A 17,891-nucleotide genomic window follows, 5' to 3' on the forward strand; every position below is an offset into this window, starting at 1 on the left:
GACCGATCAGACGCCGAGATAGCGCTGCAGCAGCTCCGGCTGGGCCTTGAGCTCCTGAGCCGGGCCCTCGTGGACGATGTGGCCGTTGTTGATGATGTAGATCCGGCTCGCCAGCGCCAGCGTCGCGGCCAGGTTCTGCTCGACCAGCACGATGGTCTGGCCGGCCGCCGCCAGCTCGCGGCAGGCCTTGACGAGATCGTGGACGATGACGGGTGCAAGTCCCTCGAACGGCTCGTCGAGCAGCACGATCTTGGGATCGCGCACCAGCGCCCGCGCGATCGCGAGCATCTGCTGCTCGCCGCCGGAGAGCTCGGTGCCGCGGTTGCTGCGCCGCTCCTTCAGCCGCGGAAACATCTCGTAGATGCGGCCGAGCGGCCAGCGCTTCGGCGCGGTGATCCCGGCAAGGACGATGTTCTCCTCCACCGACAGGCTGCCGAAGACGCGGCGCTCCTCGTGCACGAGCTGCATTCCCGCCTGCGCGATCCTGTGGCTCCTGCGTCCGGCGATATCGACGCCGTCGAACTTCACGCTGCCGCTGCGCGGCGTCACGACGCCCATCAGGCTCTTCAGCGTCGTGCTCTTGCCGGCGCCGTTGCGGCCAAGCAGCGCCACCACCTCGTGACGTTCGACGTGCATGGCGACGTCGAACAGGATGTGGGAATCGCCGTAATAGCTGTTCAAGCCGTTGACCTCGATCAGGCTCATGCGGCGATCTCCCCATGCACGCCGCCGAGATAGGCCTCCTGCACCGCGGCGTTGGTCTTGATTTCCTCCGGCGTACCGGAGACCAGCACTTTGCCCTCCTGGAGAACCGTCACGCGTTCGACCAGCTCGAACATCGAATCCATGTCGTGGTCGATGATGATCATGGTGCGGCCGCGCGCGATCGATTTGAGCAGCTTGACGGTCTCGACCCGCTCGCGCGGGCTCATGCCCGCGAGCGGCTCGTCGAGCAGCAGCAGGCGCGGCGAGGTGGCGAGCGCGAGTCCGATCTCGAGCCTGCGCTTCTCGCCATAAGCGAGTTCGGCAACCGGCGTGTCGGCGCGGCGGGTCAAATTGACCAAGGCGAGCGTATGCTCCACCTGCTCCGTCAGGCCTTTGACGCTGGAGAGCTTGCGGAAGAGATCGAGGCGGAACTTGCCGCGCAGCTCGGCGAGTGCGGCGATCGTCAGATTCTCCCGTACGGTGAGGCCGGTGAAGAGCTGGTTGACCTGATAGCTCTTGGTGAGCCCGAGCTGGCAAACCTCGGTGACCTTCAATCCCGTGATGTCGCGCCCCTCGAACACGATCTGGCCCGATGTCGGAGCGATCTCGCAGGTCAACATCTTGAAGAAGGTCGATTTGCCGGCGCCGTTGGGACCGATGATGCCGCGCAGCTCACCCTGATTGACGCTGAAATCGATGTCGCTGTTGGCGACGAGTCCGCCATAGCGCTTGGTGAGGCCGGTGGCTTTCAGGATCGGCCCGGAATAAGCGGGGTGCGCGACCTCCTTGGCCTGCATCGGCGCCGGCGCGGGTTGCGCTGTCGTCTCGGCGTCCGGCTCGGCCTCCGTATCGCGCCGCTGACGCCTGCCGGAGACGAGGCGATAAAGGTCCGCTAGACCGCCGATGATGCCGCCGCGCAGGAAACACACCAGCAGCACGAACACGACGCCGAGCACCAGCTTCCAGGCGGCACCCAGGCCCAGCGCGGATTGGAGGAAATCCTGCAAGAACAGCCAGACGGTCGCGCCGACCAGCGGCCCGAACAGCGTGCCTCGGCCGCCAATGGCGGTCTGCATCACCAGCTGGCCGGACGTGTCGAAGGTGAAGGCATCAGGCGGCATGAAGGCCTGGAGCACGCCGAGCAGGCCGCCGGCGAAACCGGCGTAAGCGGCGGCGATCACGAAAGCGGTCAGCTTGTAGCCGTGGATGTTGTGCCCGACCGCGGTGGCGCGCAGCGGATTGTCCCGGATCGCGCTGAAAATGGCGCCGACCGGCGAGCGCACGATCCTGAGCGCGATGATGACACCGATGAAGTAGCACAGCGCGATGAACTGGTAGAGCGACCAGCCATTGGTGAAGTGGAGCGTGGTGAAGCCGAGATTGAAGCTCGGCGTCGGTACCCCCGGCAGACCGTTCTCGCCGCCGGTGAAATCGGAGAGCGGATTGAATTCGACGAAGAAGAACACTTCCGCGATCGCCACCGTGATCATGGCGAAGTAGATGCCGGTCCGGCGCAGCGCGATCAGGCCGATCAGATAGCCGGTCGCCGCCGCCGCGATCATGCCGATGACCAGCGCGCCCAGCACGTTGCCGAAGCCGGCGCGGGTCAGGAGGTAGGCCGCGACGAAGCCGCCGGTGCCGTAGAAGGCGGACTGGCCGAACGACAGCAGCCCGGTGAAGCCGAACAGGATGTCGAAGCCGAGGCCGAACAGGCCCCAGACCAGGATCCGGTTGACGGTGTTGGGTGCGAAGCCGAGATGTGGCAGCACGAAGGGAGCAATGATCAGGCCGATGGCCGTCAGTGTCTCGATCAGGAACGGGCGTTGCTTGAGCATCAGGAAATCACTTACTCGCGGCCCTGGACGCCGAGCAGGCCATGCGGTCGCACCACGAGCACGAGCGTCATTGCCGCAAACAGCATCACATAGGCGTAGCCGGGGTTGAACATGGAGGTGACGCTGATGATCTCGCCGGCGATCAGGCCGCCGAGGATCGCGCCCGGAAACGAGCCGACGCCGCCGATCACCACCACCACGAAGGTCTGGACCAGGATGTCGTCACCGATGCCCGGTGTCAGCGACACCACTGGCGCGTTGACGATGCCGGCAAAGCCGGCGGCCATCGCGCCGATGCCGAACACCACCATGAAGACGCGATAGACGTTGATGCCGAGCGAATCCACCATCACCGAATCCTCGATGCCGGCCCGCACGATCATGCCGAGCCGGGTCCGGTAGAGGATGATGAACAGCGCCCCGAGCGCGATCGCGACGATGCCGACCACGGCGAGGCGGTAGGTCGGATAGAACATGAAGCCGAGATTGGTAATGCCCTGGAATATCGCCGGCGGCGGGACCAGCTGCGACTGGCTGGAGAAGATCAACCGGATGATTTCGACGAAGCAGATGCCGAGCCCGAACGTCACGAGCAGCTGATCCTCGTGCGGTCGATGATAGAAATGGCGAATGATGACGCGTTCCATCGCGACGCCCAGCAGCATCACAAACAGGGAGCCGGCGATCACGGCGATGATGAACGATTCCGTGTACTGGTAGGCGACGAAGCCGGCATAGCCGCCGATCATGAACATCGCGCCATGCGCGAGGTTGAGCACGCCGAGCGTGCCGTAGATGATGGTCAGGCCGGAGCTGATCAGCGCGAGCAGCGCGCCGAGCGCGAGCCCGTTGAAGAGCTGCGAGACGAGGTTGGGCCAACTGATCATGCGATGGTCACGGTTGTGGCGCGTTCCGGCGGTGCGCAAAAAAGGGTGACGCCGCAGGAGCCGGAAGCGGCCTGCGGCGTCACAGGGGGTTAGCGCGAGCTCAGCTGTAGTCGCCGGGATGGCAGCCGAAGGCGTCCGGCTTCTGCATCAAGCCTTCGCCCGGGACGATCTCGACCACGTCGTACCAGTCTTCCTTGTTCTTCATGTCCTTCTGCTGCTTGCCCTTGACGATGAGCACGGGGCGAACGCACTGATGGTCCTCGGGGCGGTAGTGCACGTCGCCGACCAGGGACGGCAGCGTCTCGCCCTTTTCATAGGCCTTGATCACGTCGGGCGGGTTGAAGCTGCCGGCCTGCTCGCACATGTGCGCCCAATGCGCGAAGCTGACATAGGCGTTCTCCGCGCCCCATTCCGGCTTGTAGCCGTACTTCTTCTCGAAAGCCTCGTTGAACATCTTGGCGAGCGGGAACTTGTCCTCGATCGTCCACCAATAGTCGGTCGCGGCGTAGACGCCCTGCATCAGCCCACCGGTCTCGCGCGCGATGAAGGGCACCTGGTAGGGGACGACCAGCTTCATCTTGTCGAGCACGCCGAACTGCTTGGCCTGCTGGGTCGACAGCACCGCGTCGTGGCCCCAGTTGACGTTGATCAGCACGTCGGCGCCGGAATTCGCGACGTTCAGCAGATAGGAGGAATAATCGGGCGCGCCGAGCGGGGCGACCTGGTTGGTCACGGTGGTCCAGCCGGCGGTTGCGAGGAAGTCCTGCATCGACTTGGTGACGGTGTGACCGTAGGTGTAGTCAGGCGTGAGATACGCAGCCTTCTTGCCTTTGCCGAACTCCCTGACCATGACGGGGCCGATCGCCGCCGCGGCGGTCTGGCCGAAGAAATTCTGGCGGAAGCCGTAGCGGACGCAGTCCTTGCCGGTGGTGTCGTTCGACCCGGAGATGCCGCAGACGAAGATCACTTTCTCGCGCTGGGCGAGCTTGTTGAGTGCGACCGCAACGGCGCTCGAGGTACCGCCGGTGATCATGATCGCCTTGTTCTCGCTGATGAAACGCTGCTGTGCCTGCACCGCCTCGTTCGGTTTGGCTGCGGAATCCGCGACGCCGAATTTCAGCTCCTTGCCGAGCACGCCCTTGCTGGTCTTCGGCGAGATCTTCTTGATCAGGTCGTGACCGCTGTTGATGTGCTCGATAGCGAGCTGATAGCCCTTGAGCTCGTCCTCGCCCTGAACGGCATAGGTTCCGGTGCGCGGCACCGAGATGCCGATGAAGGCGGTGGAACCCGAAACGCCTGCGGGATACGAGCCGATCGGCTTGTCCTCGGCAAAGGCGGGCATCGCAGGCAGCACCGAGCCGCCGATGAGGCCCGCCGTGGTCTGGAGCAGGCCGCGGCGCGAGAGGCCACGGCGAATGAGTTGGTCAGTCATGATCGTTTCCTCCGGATATCGTTCTTGTTTGCAGGCAAAGCACGACCTGTCCGGCGGCAGCCGGCCTCGAAGGGCCTGCCTGCACCGGGCACGTCACATCCGCGTGTGGCTCCTGGACGTAAACATTGCTTGTGAACACCTTCTGTCAATTTCGTCTTTGGTCGAACGATCGAGATTATCGCGTGAAAACATATCGGATAACGATATATATTAGTCTTTGTGAGTACGAGGCTGGCGGGTTCGGCGGAGCAAAATGGCGCGGCAGACACCAGTGGCGGGTTCCCGGAAGCAGCAAGCATGGCCGCAAGCGGCGGAGCGACAGGCAACGGAGGGGAACGATCAGCATGCGGCGGCGCAGCCTGGCGATGCCGCCCGCACTGCCGAACCGCGCAATCGGCCCGGCCGACACGCGCTCGTCGTCGGCGGCAGCGTTCATTCAAGGCGCGAGCCCGGCCCGATGCAGAAGCTCAGCGTGCGCGCCCAGAACGTGTTGAAGGAACTCGCGGTCGAACTCACCGGCGAACAGGCGCCGAAGGGAACTTGGTCGCCCTCACACAAATTGCTTCGCGCGCTGACGGCCGAACGCCTCGCGACGGCGCGCAATTGCGGTCCTCATACCATGCGGGAGATCGTGGACTGGGCGCAGGGCTGTGGCGTGACCATCAGCCCGGTGCTGCCGCCGGGCGGCTCGCTGTCGCAGATGTGGGGCGAGTTGATCGCCAATGCGTCGGCCGGCAGCCTGACCAGCGCCGAGATCGCCGGTGCGCTGCAGCGTTCGATCAGGCGGAAAAGCGTCCGCATTCCGATCGCCTTTCAGGTCATCCTGGTGAAGATCCTGCTGTCGAGCTTCGAATAACGACCGGATAGCTGTGCATCCACGACATCGTCCGGTTCCATTCGGGACGGCGGCTTGCTACTTTTGGCTAGGTCGCCCGCCTTCTCGAGCTGGGAGCCCGAGGCAGGGCGGCAAGGCACGGTCCAGTCATGCGGGCGCAGCGATCCAAGGCGACGACAACCACACCGCGCTCCAGCAGCCGTACGATGCGAGACGCCGATTACGCGGCGCTGGCGCAGTTCCGCTACCAGATCCGGAGCTTCTTGGCCTTCAGCGAGCAGGCCGCGGCGAAGGAGGGATTGACGCCGACCCAGCACCAGGCGTTGCTCGGCATCAAGGGCTTTGTGCGTCCGGGACCTGCGACCGTCGGCGACGTCGCGCGCTTCCTGCTGGTCCGGCATCATTCCGCAGTCGAACTGGTCGACCGTCTGGCCAAGCTCAGGCTGGTCAGCAGGCTTGCCGACCCCGACGACGCCCGGCGCGTGCACCTCAAGCTGACCAAGAAGGGTGAGCAGAAGCTTCGGGCGCTCTCGCGGAAGAATCTCGAAGAGCTCCGCCGTGCCGCGAGCCCGGCCTTGAGCCGTCTGTTGAAGTCGTTCCGGGTCTCCAGCGAGGGCTGATTTCGCAGCGATCGCTGCCGTTCAGGCCGCCGCGCCTTGGGCGGCGAGCTGGGCTGCCTGATGCTCGGTGGTCAGCGCGTCGATTAGTTCGCCCAGCGCTTCCCCCGCGATCACCTGCGGCAGCTTGTAGAGCGTCAAATTGATGCGGTGGTCGGTGACGCGCCCTTGCGGAAAATTGTAGGTGCGGATGCGCTCGGAGCGGTCGCCGGAGCCGACCTTCTCCTTGCGCTCGGCCGAGCGTGCGGCGTCGAGGCGCTGCTGTTCGGCGTCGTAGATGCGCGAGCGCAGGATGTTCATGGCCGAAGCCCTGTTCTTGTGCTGCGAGCGGCTGTCCTGCATCATCACCACGATCCCGGTCGGGATGTGGGTGATGCGGATCGCCGATTCGGTCTTGTTGACGTGCTGGCCACCGGCGCCTTGCGCGCGCATGGTCTCGATGCGCAGATCGTCGTTCTTGATCTCGACGTCGACCTCCTCGACCTCCGGCATCACGGCGACGGTGGCGGCGGAGGTGTGAATGCGTCCCTGCGTTTCCGTGTCGGGAACGCGCTGCACCCGGTGCACGCCGGACTCGAACTTCAGTTTCGAGAACGCGCCGCGGCCCTGCACCTCCGCGATGATTTCCTTGTAGCCGCCGACGGTGCCTTCGCTGGCCGAGATCACCTCGACCTTCCAGCCCTGCAGGCTCGCGAAGCGCTCATACATCCGAAACAGATCGCCGGCGAACAGCGAGGCCTCGTCGCCGCCGGTGCCGGCGCGGATTTCGAGCACCACGTTGCGGTCGTCCATGGCGTCCTTGGGCAGCAGCGCGACCCGGATATTCTGGACGAGCTCCTCGATCTTGGCTGTCAGCTCGCCGCGCTCGGCTTCCGCCATGCCGCGCATCTCGGCGTCCGTCGCGGGATCGGCCATCAGCGCCTCGGTGTCGGCGAGTTCCTTGACCGCGGAGCGATATGTTTTCACCGCCTCGATCAGCGGCGTCATCTCGGCGAGCTCACGCGTGACCTGCACATAACGCTCGGAGGGGAGTTGTCCCAGCGATTCGGCCTCGAGCGAGGCGTGGTGCGCGAGCAGGACGTCCAGTTTGGCTTCGGGGAGCGACGACATCGATTTGGTCTCAAAAAAGCGGAGGGAAGCGAGGCGGCGAAGAGACGCGGACAGGCCCGCTACAACGCCAGGCCTTCGGCCTCGGCAAATTCCGTCAGCTTCTGCCGGATCGAGACGCTGCCGGAGGGCGCATCCAGCAGCGGGTCGAGCATCGCCTCGGCCTTTTTCGCGTCGAGGTCGATGACCAGCGCTTTGACCGGGCCGAGCGCGGTCGCCGACAGTGACAGCGAGCGATAGCCCATCGCGATCAGGGCGAGCGCGCCGATCGGCTTCGAGGCCATCTCGCCGCAGAGCGACAACGACTTCTTCGCAGCGTTCGACTTGCGCGCGATCTCGCGCAGCACACGCAGGATCGGCGCCGACATGGTGTCGAAGCGCTCGGAGACCTTGGCATTGCCGCGGTCGACCGCGAACAGGAACTGGAACAGATCGTTGGAGCCGACCGAGATGAAGTCGACCTTCCTCAGCAGCTCGTCGAGCTGATAGAGCAGCGCGGGGACCTCGACCATGGTGCCGATATCGATCCGCTCCGGCAGCGTATGGCCGTGCTGGCGCAGATATGTCAGCTCGCGCTCGACCAGAGCCTTCGCCGAGTCGAACTCGGCGACCTCCGAGATCATCGGGAACATGATGCGCAGCGCGCGGCCGCCGCCGGCGCGCAAGAGCGCGCGGATCTGGCCGCGCAGCAGGCCGGGACGATCGAGCCCGAGCCGGATCGCGCGCCAGCCCAGCGCGGGATTTTCCTCGATCACCGCTTCCATATAGGGCAGCGCCTTGTCGCCGCCGATGTCGAGGGTGCGGAAGGTAACGGGCTTGGTGCCGGCGGCATCCAGCACGGTGCGATACAGCGCCAGCTGGTCGCTGGTGCGCGGCAGGCTCTGGCCGACCATGAATTGCAGCTCGGTGCGGAACAGGCCGATGCCGGCGCTGCCGGTGTCCTCGATATGCGGCAGGTCGATGGCGAGACCTGCGTTGATCATCAGCTCGACCTTCTGGCCGTCCCTGGTGACGCAGGGCCGGTCGCGCAGCGCCAGATATTGCGCCTGGCGGCGGGCGCGGAAGCGCACGCGCTCGGCGAAGGCCGCCTCGACCTCCTGCGACGGGCGCACATAGATCATGCCGGATGTGCCGTCGACGATGACGGCGTCGCCGGGATCGGCGATTCCCGGCGCGTTCGGCACTTCGCCGACCGCGGGGATGCCGAGTGCGCGCGCCACGATCGAGACGTGGGAATTGGCGGTGCCTTCCTCCAAGATGATGCCGCGCAGGCGCTTGCGGTCGTAGTCGAGCAGCGCCGCCGGCCCCATCGCGCGCGCGATGACGATGGCGTTGTCGGGCAGCTGCTCGCGTGACGGCGCGTGGTCCTGGCCGACCAGCTGACGCATCAGGCGGTAGCCGAGATCCTCGAGATCGTGCAGCCGGTCGCGCAAATAGGGATCGGTCGAGCGCAGCATGCGCGCGCGGGTGTCGGACTGCACGCGCTCGACGGCGGCTTCCGCGGTGAGGCCGGTGGCAACCGCCTCGTGCAGCTTGTGCGACCAGCCCTGGTCGTTGGCGAACATGCGGTAGGCTTCCAGCACCTCGCGATGCTCGCCGCCCTCGGCGACATCGCCGCGCTCCAGCATGCGGTCGAGATCGGCGCGCAGCTTGGCGAGCGCGGTGTCGAGCCGCTTGATTTCCTTGGGCAGGTCCTCCGCGATGTAATCCTTGATGACGACGCGCGGCTCGTGCAGCACGACATGGCCGAGCGCGATGCCTTCCGACAGGATCGCACCGACCTTCTGTGCGGAGTGGCGCGCGGCGGGCTCCTGGCCGGGCTGGGCCAGCGCCGAGAGCTCGCCGGAGGCGATCAGCTCCGCCAGCACCATGGCGGTGGTCTGCAGCGCCTCGAGCTCCTCCTCGACATAATTGCGCTTGGCGCGGTTCTGCACCACCAGCACGCCGAGCGTGTTGCCGGCGCGCAGGATCGGCACGCCAAGGAAGGAGTGATAGATTTCTTCGCCGGTCTCGGGGCGGAACGAGAAGGCCGGGTGGCTTTGCGCATCGCTCAAATTGAGCGGCGTCGCCTCGCTGGCGACAAGGCCGACCAGGCCCTCATGGGCGCTCAGCACGGTGTGGTGGACAGCCTCGCGGTTGAGGCCTTCGGTGGCGTAGAGCTCGAGCGTATTGTCGATGCGCAGCACATAGACCGAGCACACTTCGGCCACCATGTTGGCGGCGATCAGCACCACGATCTTGTCCAGCCGCTCCTGGGCCGAGACCTGTTCCGCCATGGTTTCGCGGAGCCGTCTCAACAAGACGCGGGGACCTCCCGACGCGCTCCGCATGTCCCGTCAATCTCCTCCGTCTGCCCGGCCCGGCGGTATTGGCCGGCGGCTGGCCCAAAATCCCAGAAAAACAACCGAATTGTCTGTCCGGCGCAGGCGCAAACTCAAATCTTGTCTTAGATTTTGCGCTTGCACCGAATCAGCGGCCTGAACTGGGACACAGTCTGCGGCAGCCCACCCTGTTCGCCGTATAGCGAATTGGGGCTTGTTTTGCCAAGCAAAACGCCTGCCAAACGCGAAGGTGTGTATACCTTCGCGTTTGCTGCGACCGCTAAGAGAAAATTAGTCCATGCATGGTCCGGAAAAGTGCGAAGCGGTTTTCCGGAAAGGCCATGCTCAAACAACAACCTGAAGCGTGACGATGGTCGCGCTTCAGGCCTGATCGAGACCGTAGAGCGTGTGCAGGGTGCGTACCGCAAGCTCGGTATAGGCGGTGTCGATCAAAACCGAGAATTTGATCTCGGAGGTTGTAATGGCCCGGATATTGATATTCCGCCCCGCGAGGGCCGAGAACGCCTGGGCGGCGACGCCGGCATGGCTGCGCATGCCGCTGCCGATCACCGAGATCTTGGCGACGTCGGTGGCGGTATCCAGCCGGATATAGCCGATCTTGTCCTTGGCGGCGGTAATCGTGTCCTTGGCCCGGGTGTAGTCGGCGGCGGGCACGGTAAAGGTGAGGTCGGTGGTCTTGCCGTCCTCGGACACGTTCTGGACGATCATGTCGACGTTGATATTGGCATCCGCCAGCGGGCCGAAGATCGACGCGGCGACGCCCGGCTTGTCCTCGATCTGGCGTACCGAGATCTGGGCCTCGTCCTTCGAAAAGGCGATGCCGGTGACGACGTGGCTTTCCATGATCTCCTCCTCGCTGCAGATCAGCGTGCCGGGCGGCTGGTTGGCATGCGGGTCGATATCCTCGGGCTTGTCGAAGCTCGAGCGGACGAAGATCGGCATGTTGTGGACCATGCCGAGTTCCACCGAGCGGACCTGGAGCACTTTTGCGCCCTGGGAAGCCAGTTCCAGCATGTCCTCGAACGCGATCTTGTCGAGCCGCTTGGCCTTCGGCACGATTCGCGGGTCAGTGGTGTAGACGCCGTCGACGTCGGTGTAGATGTCGCAGCGATCCGCCTTGACGGCGGCGGCGATCGCCACGGCCGAGGTGTCGGAGCCGCCGCGGCCGAGCGTGGTGATGCGGTTCGTTTCAGGATTGATGCCCTGGAAGCCGGCGATGACCGCGACTTCCTTGCGATCCCTAAAACGCTTGATGATCTCGCTGCCGTCGATGTCCTCGATCCGGGCCGAGGCGTGGGCGTCGCTGGTCTTGATCGGGATCTGCCAGCCCTGCCAGGAGCGGGCCTGGATGCCCATGCTCTGGAGCACGATCGCCAGCAGGCCGGAGGTCACCTGTTCGCCGGAGGCGACGACGGCGTCGTATTCGCGCGCGTCATGCATCGGCGAGGCCTCGGTGCACCAGGCCACCAGCTCGTTGGTCTTTCCGGACATCGCCGAGACGACCACGGCCACTTCATGGCCGGCGTCGACCTCACGCTTCACATGGCGTGCGACGTTGCGGATACGTTCGATGTTGGCGACGGATGTGCCGCCGAATTTCATCACGAGGCGGCTCATGACGACGCGTGCATTCCTTCAAAGGGATCAGTATGGTGACCCGCACCGGACGGGTGCCGGCGGATACCGACCGCGCGTATACATAGCGGCGCGGCCGGGGGCAAGCGGGTTCCTGCGGGGCCGGGTGTGGGGTAATGGGTTAACCGGGATCATGGCGCGCTATATCGACGAGATTCTTCAGCCCGGCGAGAAGGTGCTGTATTCGACCAATGCGCACTGGATCTTCTATTTCCCGGCGATCGTGGCCTGGATCGTGGCCCTGGCGTTCTTCGTCGCATCTCGGCAAACCATCGTCGAAGGGCTCGTGCTGCTCTGCCTCGTCGCCTCCGGCCTCGCGGCTCTGGCCGCACTGTACTGGACCGTGAAGGGCTGGTTCCATCGCTTCACCACCGAGACCGACGTCACCAACCTCAGGGTTGTGCACAAGACCGGGTTCATCAAGCGCCGCACCTTCGAGATGGCGCTGGACAAGGTCGAGAGCGTCGACGTCGACCAGTCGATTCTTGGACGTATTCTCAACTACGGCGACGTGACGATCCGGGGTGTCGGTGAGGGGATCGAGACGATCAAGACCATCGCCTCGCCGCTCGCCTTCCGTAGTTCAATCACCACGCGGTAGGACCGCGCGTAACCATGAGCATGCAGCAAGATACTTTCGCAACCGCAAGCCCGCAGCAGGGCTCGACCGTCGATGCCGCCGAGATCGCCAAATTCTCGAAGCTCTCGGCGGAGTGGTGGGACCCCAACGGCAAGATGGCGCCGCTGCACCGGATCAACCCGCTGCGGCTCGGCTATATCCGCGACGCCGCGTGCCGCAAGTTCGAGCGCAATTTGCGCAGCCTCAACTGCCTCGGCGGCCTGCGCGTGCTCGATATCGGCTGCGGCGCCGGCCTGCTGTGCGAGCCGCTGTCGCGGCTGGGCGCGCAGGTCATCGGCGTCGATCCGTCCCAGAGCAACATCGCCGCGGCTAAGCTGCATGCCGACAAGGGCCATCTTGCGATCGACTACCGCTGCACTACGGTGGAGGAGATCGATCCGCGCGAGCGCTTCGACATCGTGCTGGCGATGGAAGTGGTCGAGCATGTCGTCGATGTGGGAGTCTTCCTGAAGCGTTGCGCCGCGATGCTGAAGCCGAACGGCCTGATGGTGGTCTCGACGCTGAACCGCAACTGGAAGAGCTTCGCGCTCGCCATCGTCGGCGCCGAATACGTCCTGCGCTGGCTGCCGCGCGGCACCCACGAATGGAACAAGTTCGTCACCCCCGACGAGCTGACCAAATATTTGCTCGACAACCGCCTCGTCATCACCGAGCAGACCGGTGTGGTCTACTCGCCCTTCGCCGATAAATGGTCGCTCTCGTCGGACATGGACGTGAACTACATGGTGGTGGCGGAAGCGATGGTGTGAGGGCGTAAGCAGTCCAAAGCATCGCTCCTATGACGTGGGCGTGATTGACCTGCTTCGCTGCTGGCGGCAGGTTGGCTGCACTCTCCCCTGCTCCAGCCCCCATCCCATGCTCACCGTCACCAGCCTCTGGATCCCCTTCACCGTCGTCGCCGCGCTCGGCCAGGTCGCGCGCAATGCGATGCAGCGGTCGCTGACGAAGCCGCTGGGGACATGGGGAGCGACCAATATCCGCTTCCTGTTCGGCTTTCCGTTCTCGCTGCTGTTTCTGGGCGCGGTGTTGATCGCGACCGGCGATCATCTCGGCCCGCCGCCGGCCGTGTTCTGGCCGTGGCTGCTGTTAGGGGCGCTCAGCCAGATCGTCGCCACCGGCCTGATGCTGCTCGCCATGAACGATCGCTCCTTCGTGGTGACGACGGCGTATCTGAAGACCGAGGCGATCCAGACCGCAATCTTCGGCTTCGTCTTCCTCGGCGACCACCTGACCTGGCTGAAGGTGCTGGCGATCGTGATTGCGACCGTCGGTGTCGTCATCACGGCGCTCAGGCCCGGCGGCGAGAAGAGCTTTGCCGAATTGAAGCCGACCATCACCGGGCTCGTTGCCGCGGCAGCGTTCGCGCTGTCCGCGGTCGGCTTTCGTGGCGCCATCATCAACGTGCCGGGCGTCTCGTTCGTGACCTCGGCCTCGTTCACGCTGGTGCTCGGCCTGTTCGTGCAGACGCTGATCCTGACGATCTATCTGCTCTGGCGTGCGCCACAGGTGCTGCAGGCGATCCTCGGCCTGTGGAAGCCATCGCTGCTGGCTGGCTTCATGGGCGCCTTTGCCTCGCAATTCTGGTTCCTGGCGTTCGCGCTGACCGCCGCCGCCAATGTCCGCACGCTCGCTCTGATCGAGGTACTGTTCGCGCAAGGCGTGGCCTATTACTCGTTCAAGCAGCCGATCGCGCCGCGCGAGCTCGCAGGCATCGCGCTGATCATCATCGGCGTGGCGGTGCTGGTGGGGGCCTAGATTCTTGTTTTGACGCGTTTTCTTGACGCGAACCGGTATCCACTTCGCTGGAAAACGCTCTAGTTCCGGTCTTCCGGCAATGTCGGTAGCGGTGACACCTCGATGCCCTCGTCGATCAGCGACTTCGCCTCCTCTGGCGAGGCCTCGCCGTAGATCGGGCGGTGCTCCTTGTCCCCGTAATGCATCGCGCGGGCTTCGTTGGCAAAGCGCTCGCCGACATTGTCGGCGTTCTTCACGATGTGATCGCGCAGCTCTTTCAGCTTGCTGCGCAGCTCTTTCTCCTGCGCCATCAACAGCGAGGTCGGTCCTGACGGTGCAGCCTCGGGCGCGGGAGCAGCCGCGGGCTCAGGCGGCGGCGCTGCACGGCCGCGGCCCTTCTTGCCGACGATGCGCGGGGCCATGATGGCCTTCTCGACCTTGGCCGAGCCGCAGATCGGGCAGGTCACGAGCTTGCGCTTGACCTGCTGGTCATAGGCCGACGAACTCTGGAACCAGCTCTCGAAGTCGTGGTCGCGGTCGCAGCGAAGCGCGTAGCGGATCATGCCGATCCCCGCACCAGGTGCAGATGATCCGGCCCGGCCTTGGGATCGGCCACACCGAAGCGGCGACCGTGCTGGAGCGAGGGGATCGCGCGGCGTGCGGTCTCGACCTGAGCGGGGTCGATCCTGGCCATGATGATGCCGGGCTCGACGTCACCCTCGGCGAGGATCTCGCCCCAGGGTGAGATGATCAGCGAATGGCCGTAGGTCTCGCGCTTGTTCTCGTGGGTGCCGGCCTGGGCAGCTGCGAAGATGAAGCAGCCGGTCTCGATCGCGCGCGCACGCAGCAGCACGTGCCAGTGCGCTTCACCGGTCTTGCGGGTGAAGGCCGAGGGCACGGTGATGAAGGATGCGCCGCTCTCGGCGAGGGCGCGGTACAGCGCGGGGAAGCGAACGTCGTAGCAGATCGTCAACCCGACGCGGCCCCAGGGCAGGTCGGAGATCACCGCGGTCTCGCCCGGCTGGTAGTTGGCGGATTCGCGGTAGCTCTCGCCGTCCGGCAGCTCGATGTCGAACATGTGGATCTTGTCGTAGCTCGCCAGCACATTGCCCTCGGGCCCGATCAGGAAGGAGCGGTTGACCGCCTTCTCCGGCGAAAAGCGCAGCGCCAGCGAGCCGACATGGAGATGGATCTTCAGCTCCGCCGCGAGCGCGCGGTAGGCCTTCAGCGAAATGTCGTCCTCTTCGCTCTGCAGATGTTCGAACAGTGCCTTGCGGTTCAGCTGCATCATGTTGCTGACCTCGGGCGTCTGCACGTAGTCGGCGCCGTTGGCCGCCGCCTGCCGGATCAACTGCGTCGCCTGGGCGAGGCTCGGCTCGGGCAGCAGGCCGGTGCGCATCTGCACCATGGCGGCAGTAAACGTGCGGTTCTCGTTCATGACGTGGCCTTCACACCTTCGAGCATGCCGTCGAGCTTGCCCTCGCGATCGAGCGCGTAGAGTTCGTCGCAGCCGCCGACATGGGTTCCGCCGATCCAGATCTGCGGGAAGGTCGAGCCTTCGCCGGCGCGATCGTACATCTCCTCCCGCCAGGAGGGATTCTTGGCGACGTCGAATTCGGTAAAGGTCGCCTTCTTGCGGGTCAGCAGGGACCTTGCCGCGGAACAATAGCCGCAGCCCGGCCTGGTGTAGATCTCGACAGCAGCAGTCATGGCGTCTGGCGCTCTCATGTCATGAAGTCATTGAATTATATGGGACGAGGGCCGCTCTCGACAACCCGGGCGAAGACCAGCACGTCGACCTGGGCGGCTTTGGCCCGGAGCAGGGCCCGCGCACAGGCATCCAGCGTCGCCCCCGAGGTCAGGACGTCGTCGATCAGGACAATCCGGCGGCCCTGAATTTCCGCCTGACGGTCGAGGGATACCTGGAAAGCGCCCTGCACATTGGTGGCGCGCTGGGCCCGCGACAGGCCGATCTGCTGCTCGGTGGCCCGCACCCGGCGCAGCACCTCAGTCCTCGCCTTGACCCCACTCTGCCGCTCGATGACCTGCGCCAGCGCCCCGGACTGGTTGTAGCGGCGCCGCCAGGCCCGCCGCCAATGCAGCGGGACCGGCACCAGCATATCGGCGCCATCAAGCAGTTCGCCGCCCGCCCGCGCCATCCAGCGGCCCATCGCGGGCGCCAGATCGGTGCGGTCCTGGTATTTCAGCGCATGCACCAGCGTGCGCGCGACGTCGTCGTAACGCACGGCCGCGCGGGCGCGCTGGTAGGCCGGCGGGCTCGCGATCGCCTCCATCGACAGCATGTCGGGGCCGGGATCGTAGACGAAGGGAATGCCGAGCCGCGGGCAATAGGGCCGCTCGATGAACGACAGCCGCGCCCAACACGAAGCGCAGACACCCTCGCCGTGAACCGGCTCGCGGCACGACACGCACAACGTCGGCAGCGCGATGTCGAGCGCGAGTCGTGCGGTACGCGACAGGATGTGACGGCCGGCCGTCCATGCGGCACGCAGCGGTGCGGCGATGGAGCGGGTGCGGGCGGCTTCGACTTCCATGGGGGGAGGCTAGCGCCGCACAGGCCGGATTGCCAGAACCGTCGAGATCGGCGTAACCAGCGGCATGGCCCAGAACCTCCAGACCCCGCCCGCCTTATTCGATCGTGCCTTGCTGCATGCGCGGCAGCGGCGGGCTCAGGCGCAAGGTGCCGTGGGCTTCCTGCTCGATCGGGTCGCCGAGGACATGTCCGACCGGCTGGCCGCGGTGATGCGGGATTTCCATGCGGCGGCCGATCTCTGGACGCCCGGCGAAGGTCTCGCGGACCTGCGTACGCGGCTTCCGTCGATCGCGCACATCGCTCTCGATGCGGGTGGTGTAGAGAAACTGCCCTTCGCGCCGGAAAGCCTCGATCTCGTGGCCTCCGCGCTGGCGCTGCAATTCGTCAACGATTTGCCTGGCGTGCTCGCGCAAATTCGCCGCGCGCTGAAGCCGGATGGCCTGCTGCTGGCCGCGATGATCGGCGGCGACAGCCTGACCGAGCTGCGGCAGGCCTTTGCCGCAGCGGAGGCCGAATGCGAGGGCGGCGTGTCGCCGCGCGTGGCGCCGTTCGCCGACCTGCGTGACATCGGCGCGCTGTTGCAGCGGGCCGGCTTTGCGCTCCCGGTGACCGACGTCGACCGCGTCGTGGTGCGCTACGGCAATGGGTTCGCGCTGATGCAGGATCTCCGCCGCATGGGCGCGGCCAATGTGCTGATCGAGCGGCGGCGCACGCCATCGCGGCGCGCGACGCTGCTGCGGATGGCCGAAATCTACGCCGAGCGCTTTGCCGATGCCGACGGCCGTATCCGCGCGACCTTCGACATCATCTGGCTCTCCGGCTGGGCCCCGCATGCGAGCCAGCAGCAGCCGCTGAAGCCGGGTTCGGCCAAGGCGAGCCTGGCGGAGGCGGTGAAGAAGGCGGGGGAGACGTAGCGGTCTTGCCCCAAAACGCGGCGTCATCCTGAGGCGCGAGCCTCTTCGGCGAGCCTCGAAGGATGCTGGGGGGGCACCTTGGCGCCGTCGCCCTTCGAGGCCTCCGCTTCGCTCCGGCACCTCAGGGTGACGGCGATCTTCCATTCACATCAGCAGATCAATCAAATGCGGGATCAGCGGAATGTCCGCGGGCGGCATCGGGTAGTCGCGCAGCTTGTTGGCACGGACCCAGGCGAGGGTCTGGCCTTCTCGGGGCGTCACCTGCCCTTCCCAGCGACGGCAGATGTAGAGCGGCATCAGGAGGTGGAAGGTCTCGTAGCCATGGCTCGCAAAGGTCAGCGGGGCCAGGCACGGCTCGGCGACGGTGATGCCGAGCTCCTCGTGCAGTTCGCGGATCAGGCTCTGCTCCGGCCGCTCGCCGGGCTCACACTTGCCGCCGGGGAATTCCCAGAGGCCGGCCAGCGTCTTGCCCTCGGGGCGCTGCGCGATCAGGACGCGCTTGTCGGCGTCGACCAGCGCGCAGGCCACAACCAATGTCAGTTTCAGATCGGCCATACGTCAATGTCGCTCGCTGAAGATCGCCCGCAACGGTTTGTTAACCCCGTTGCGGCCCGGGTTTCCGAGGTTCCATAAGTCAGTTCCATAAGTCATATT

18 protein-coding genes are annotated in these 17,891 nt (G+C 65.4%); 6 read left to right on the forward strand and 12 right to left on the reverse strand.

Going from position 1 to position 17,891, the window contains the following annotated elements:
• Positions 1-6 precede the first annotated feature (6 nt).
• The 4 genes from CIT40_RS03050 to CIT40_RS03065 all read right to left on the reverse strand — a co-directional run bounded on the left by CIT40_RS03050 (position 7) and on the right by CIT40_RS03065 (position 4,859).
• Positions 7-705 carry an ABC transporter ATP-binding protein gene (locus CIT40_RS03050; RefSeq protein WP_094890968.1) on the reverse strand — a complete coding sequence of 233 codons (699 nt, stop codon included), beginning with the start codon at positions 703-705 and terminating at the stop codon, positions 7-9.
• Entirely contained in the window at positions 702-2,540 is a 1,839-nt protein-coding gene (locus CIT40_RS03055; protein WP_094890967.1) for a branched-chain amino acid ABC transporter ATP-binding protein/permease, read from the reverse strand. The genes CIT40_RS03050 and CIT40_RS03055 overlap by 4 nt, the downstream gene beginning before the upstream one ends.
• Positions 2,541-2,551: 11 nt before the next feature.
• Positions 2,552-3,427, reverse strand: coding sequence for a branched-chain amino acid ABC transporter permease (locus CIT40_RS03060; RefSeq protein ID WP_094890966.1), 876 nt, complete (start codon positions 3,425-3,427; stop codon positions 2,552-2,554).
• A gap of 100 nt (positions 3,428-3,527) precedes the next feature.
• Complete coding sequence (locus CIT40_RS03065) at positions 3,528-4,859, reverse strand: substrate-binding protein (RefSeq protein ID WP_094890965.1); 1,332 nt, start codon at positions 4,857-4,859, stop codon at positions 3,528-3,530.
• Positions 4,860-5,316: 457 nt separating this feature from the next.
• Here CIT40_RS03065 and CIT40_RS03070 point away from each other — a divergent pair, with 457 nt between their 5' ends.
• Together CIT40_RS03070 and CIT40_RS03075 are read left to right on the forward strand one after the other, a co-directional pair.
• Positions 5,317-5,715 carry a hypothetical protein gene (locus CIT40_RS03070; protein WP_244611903.1) on the forward strand — a complete coding sequence of 133 codons (399 nt, stop codon included), beginning with the start codon at positions 5,317-5,319 and terminating at the stop codon, positions 5,713-5,715.
• A gap of 185 nt (positions 5,716-5,900) precedes the next feature.
• Complete coding sequence (locus CIT40_RS03075; protein WP_244611904.1) at positions 5,901-6,314, forward strand: MarR family winged helix-turn-helix transcriptional regulator; 414 nt, start codon at positions 5,901-5,903, stop codon at positions 6,312-6,314.
• Between the two features lie 21 nt (positions 6,315-6,335).
• Here CIT40_RS03075 and prfA read toward each other — a convergent pair whose 3' ends face one another.
• The 3 genes from prfA to CIT40_RS03090 all read right to left on the reverse strand — a co-directional run bounded on the left by prfA (position 6,336) and on the right by CIT40_RS03090 (position 11,377).
• Positions 6,336-7,421 carry a peptide chain release factor 1 gene (prfA, locus tag CIT40_RS03080; protein ID WP_094890962.1) on the reverse strand — a complete coding sequence of 362 codons (1,086 nt, stop codon included), beginning with the start codon at positions 7,419-7,421 and terminating at the stop codon, positions 6,336-6,338.
• A 59-nt stretch (positions 7,422-7,480) separates the two neighbouring features.
• Positions 7,481-9,748, reverse strand: a complete 2,268-nt coding sequence (gene ptsP / locus CIT40_RS03085; RefSeq protein WP_094890961.1) for a phosphoenolpyruvate--protein phosphotransferase — start codon at positions 9,746-9,748, stop codon at positions 7,481-7,483.
• A gap of 372 nt (positions 9,749-10,120) precedes the next feature.
• Positions 10,121-11,377 carry an aspartate kinase gene (locus tag CIT40_RS03090; protein ID WP_094890960.1) on the reverse strand — a complete coding sequence of 419 codons (1,257 nt, stop codon included), beginning with the start codon at positions 11,375-11,377 and terminating at the stop codon, positions 10,121-10,123.
• Positions 11,378-11,528: 151 nt separating this feature from the next.
• Here CIT40_RS03090 and CIT40_RS03095 point away from each other — a divergent pair, with 151 nt between their 5' ends.
• The 3 genes from CIT40_RS03095 to CIT40_RS03105 all read left to right on the forward strand — a co-directional run bounded on the left by CIT40_RS03095 (position 11,529) and on the right by CIT40_RS03105 (position 13,790).
• The gene (locus tag CIT40_RS03095; protein WP_094890959.1) at positions 11,529-11,996 is read left to right on the forward strand and encodes a PH domain-containing protein; all 468 of its coding nucleotides are present in this window, start codon (positions 11,529-11,531) and stop codon (positions 11,994-11,996) included.
• Positions 11,997-12,010: 14 nt separating this feature from the next.
• The gene (ubiG, locus tag CIT40_RS03100) at positions 12,011-12,784 is read left to right on the forward strand and encodes a bifunctional 2-polyprenyl-6-hydroxyphenol methylase/3-demethylubiquinol 3-O-methyltransferase UbiG (RefSeq protein ID WP_162307327.1); all 774 of its coding nucleotides are present in this window, start codon (positions 12,011-12,013) and stop codon (positions 12,782-12,784) included.
• A gap of 106 nt (positions 12,785-12,890) precedes the next feature.
• Entirely contained in the window at positions 12,891-13,790 is a 900-nt protein-coding gene (locus CIT40_RS03105; protein ID WP_094890958.1) for an EamA family transporter, read from the forward strand.
• Positions 13,791-13,849: 59 nt separating this feature from the next.
• Here the strand turns inward: CIT40_RS03105 and CIT40_RS03110 are convergent, their stop codons facing one another.
• Genes CIT40_RS03110 through CIT40_RS03125 form a run of 4 tightly spaced genes read right to left on the reverse strand, consistent with a single transcriptional unit; the run spans position 13,850 to position 16,324 of the window.
• On the reverse strand, positions 13,850-14,332 hold the full coding sequence (locus CIT40_RS03110) for a DUF1178 family protein (RefSeq protein ID WP_094890957.1): 483 nt from the start codon (positions 14,330-14,332) through the stop codon (positions 13,850-13,852).
• The gene (locus CIT40_RS03115; RefSeq protein WP_094890956.1) at positions 14,329-15,207 is read right to left on the reverse strand and encodes a carbon-nitrogen hydrolase family protein; all 879 of its coding nucleotides are present in this window, start codon (positions 15,205-15,207) and stop codon (positions 14,329-14,331) included. The genes CIT40_RS03110 and CIT40_RS03115 overlap by 4 nt, the downstream gene beginning before the upstream one ends.
• On the reverse strand, positions 15,204-15,479 hold the full coding sequence (grxC, locus tag CIT40_RS03120) for a glutaredoxin 3 (protein WP_094890955.1): 276 nt from the start codon (positions 15,477-15,479) through the stop codon (positions 15,204-15,206). Before grxC ends, CIT40_RS03115 begins: the two co-directional genes overlap by 4 nt.
• Before the next feature lie 35 nt (positions 15,480-15,514).
• The gene (locus CIT40_RS03125; RefSeq protein WP_094890954.1) at positions 15,515-16,324 is read right to left on the reverse strand and encodes a ComF family protein; all 810 of its coding nucleotides are present in this window, start codon (positions 16,322-16,324) and stop codon (positions 15,515-15,517) included.
• 64 nt (positions 16,325-16,388) lie between these two features.
• Between CIT40_RS03125 and CIT40_RS03130 the strand changes: the two genes are divergently transcribed.
• A complete protein-coding gene (locus CIT40_RS03130; RefSeq protein WP_094890953.1) occupies positions 16,389-17,237 on the forward strand; it encodes a methyltransferase domain-containing protein in 849 nt (282 codons plus the stop codon).
• Positions 17,238-17,381: 144 nt separating this feature from the next.
• On the opposite strand, the gene CIT40_RS03135 is transcribed toward CIT40_RS03130, so the two are convergent.
• Positions 17,382-17,792 (reverse strand): (deoxy)nucleoside triphosphate pyrophosphohydrolase, encoded by a 411-nt coding sequence (locus CIT40_RS03135; RefSeq protein ID WP_094890952.1) that lies wholly within the window; start codon positions 17,790-17,792, stop codon positions 17,382-17,384.
• Positions 17,793-17,891: the final 99 nt, after the last annotated feature.

The organism is Bradyrhizobium amphicarpaeae, from assembly GCF_002266435.3.
GTDB lineage: Bacteria > Pseudomonadota > Alphaproteobacteria > Rhizobiales > Xanthobacteraceae > Bradyrhizobium > Bradyrhizobium amphicarpaeae.

Excerpts from the sequence above, each read along its gene's own strand:
- CIT40_RS03050 (WP_094890968.1), bottom strand. The coding sequence starts at position 705 with ATGAGCCTGATCGAGGTCAACGGCTTGAACAGCTATTACGGCGATTCC.
- CIT40_RS03055 (WP_094890967.1), bottom strand. The coding sequence starts at position 2,540 with ATGCTCAAGCAACGCCCGTTCCTGATCGAGACACTGACGGCCATCGGC.
- CIT40_RS03060 (WP_094890966.1), bottom strand. The coding sequence starts at position 3,427 with ATGATCAGTTGGCCCAACCTCGTCTCGCAGCTCTTCAACGGGCTCGCG.
- CIT40_RS03065 (WP_094890965.1), bottom strand. The coding sequence starts at position 4,859 with ATGACTGACCAACTCATTCGCCGTGGCCTCTCGCGCCGCGGCCTGCTC.
- CIT40_RS03070 (WP_244611903.1), top strand. The coding sequence starts at position 5,317 with ATGCAGAAGCTCAGCGTGCGCGCCCAGAACGTGTTGAAGGAACTCGCG.
- CIT40_RS03075 (WP_244611904.1), top strand. The coding sequence starts at position 5,901 with ATGCGAGACGCCGATTACGCGGCGCTGGCGCAGTTCCGCTACCAGATC.
- prfA (WP_094890962.1), bottom strand. The coding sequence starts at position 7,421 with ATGTCGTCGCTCCCCGAAGCCAAACTGGACGTCCTGCTCGCGCACCAC.
- ptsP (WP_094890961.1), bottom strand. The coding sequence starts at position 9,748 with ATGCGGAGCGCGTCGGGAGGTCCCCGCGTCTTGTTGAGACGGCTCCGC.
- CIT40_RS03090 (WP_094890960.1), bottom strand. The coding sequence starts at position 11,377 with ATGAGCCGCCTCGTGATGAAATTCGGCGGCACATCCGTCGCCAACATC.
- CIT40_RS03095 (WP_094890959.1), top strand. The coding sequence starts at position 11,529 with ATGGCGCGCTATATCGACGAGATTCTTCAGCCCGGCGAGAAGGTGCTG.
- ubiG (WP_162307327.1), top strand. The coding sequence starts at position 12,011 with ATGAGCATGCAGCAAGATACTTTCGCAACCGCAAGCCCGCAGCAGGGC.
- CIT40_RS03105 (WP_094890958.1), top strand. The coding sequence starts at position 12,891 with ATGCTCACCGTCACCAGCCTCTGGATCCCCTTCACCGTCGTCGCCGCG.
- CIT40_RS03110 (WP_094890957.1), bottom strand. The coding sequence starts at position 14,332 with ATGATCCGCTACGCGCTTCGCTGCGACCGCGACCACGACTTCGAGAGC.
- CIT40_RS03115 (WP_094890956.1), bottom strand. The coding sequence starts at position 15,207 with ATGAACGAGAACCGCACGTTTACTGCCGCCATGGTGCAGATGCGCACC.
- grxC (WP_094890955.1), bottom strand. The coding sequence starts at position 15,479 with ATGACTGCTGCTGTCGAGATCTACACCAGGCCGGGCTGCGGCTATTGT.
- CIT40_RS03125 (WP_094890954.1), bottom strand. The coding sequence starts at position 16,324 with ATGGAAGTCGAAGCCGCCCGCACCCGCTCCATCGCCGCACCGCTGCGT.
- CIT40_RS03130 (WP_094890953.1), top strand. The coding sequence starts at position 16,389 with ATGGCCCAGAACCTCCAGACCCCGCCCGCCTTATTCGATCGTGCCTTG.
- CIT40_RS03135 (WP_094890952.1), bottom strand. The coding sequence starts at position 17,792 with ATGGCCGATCTGAAACTGACATTGGTTGTGGCCTGCGCGCTGGTCGAC.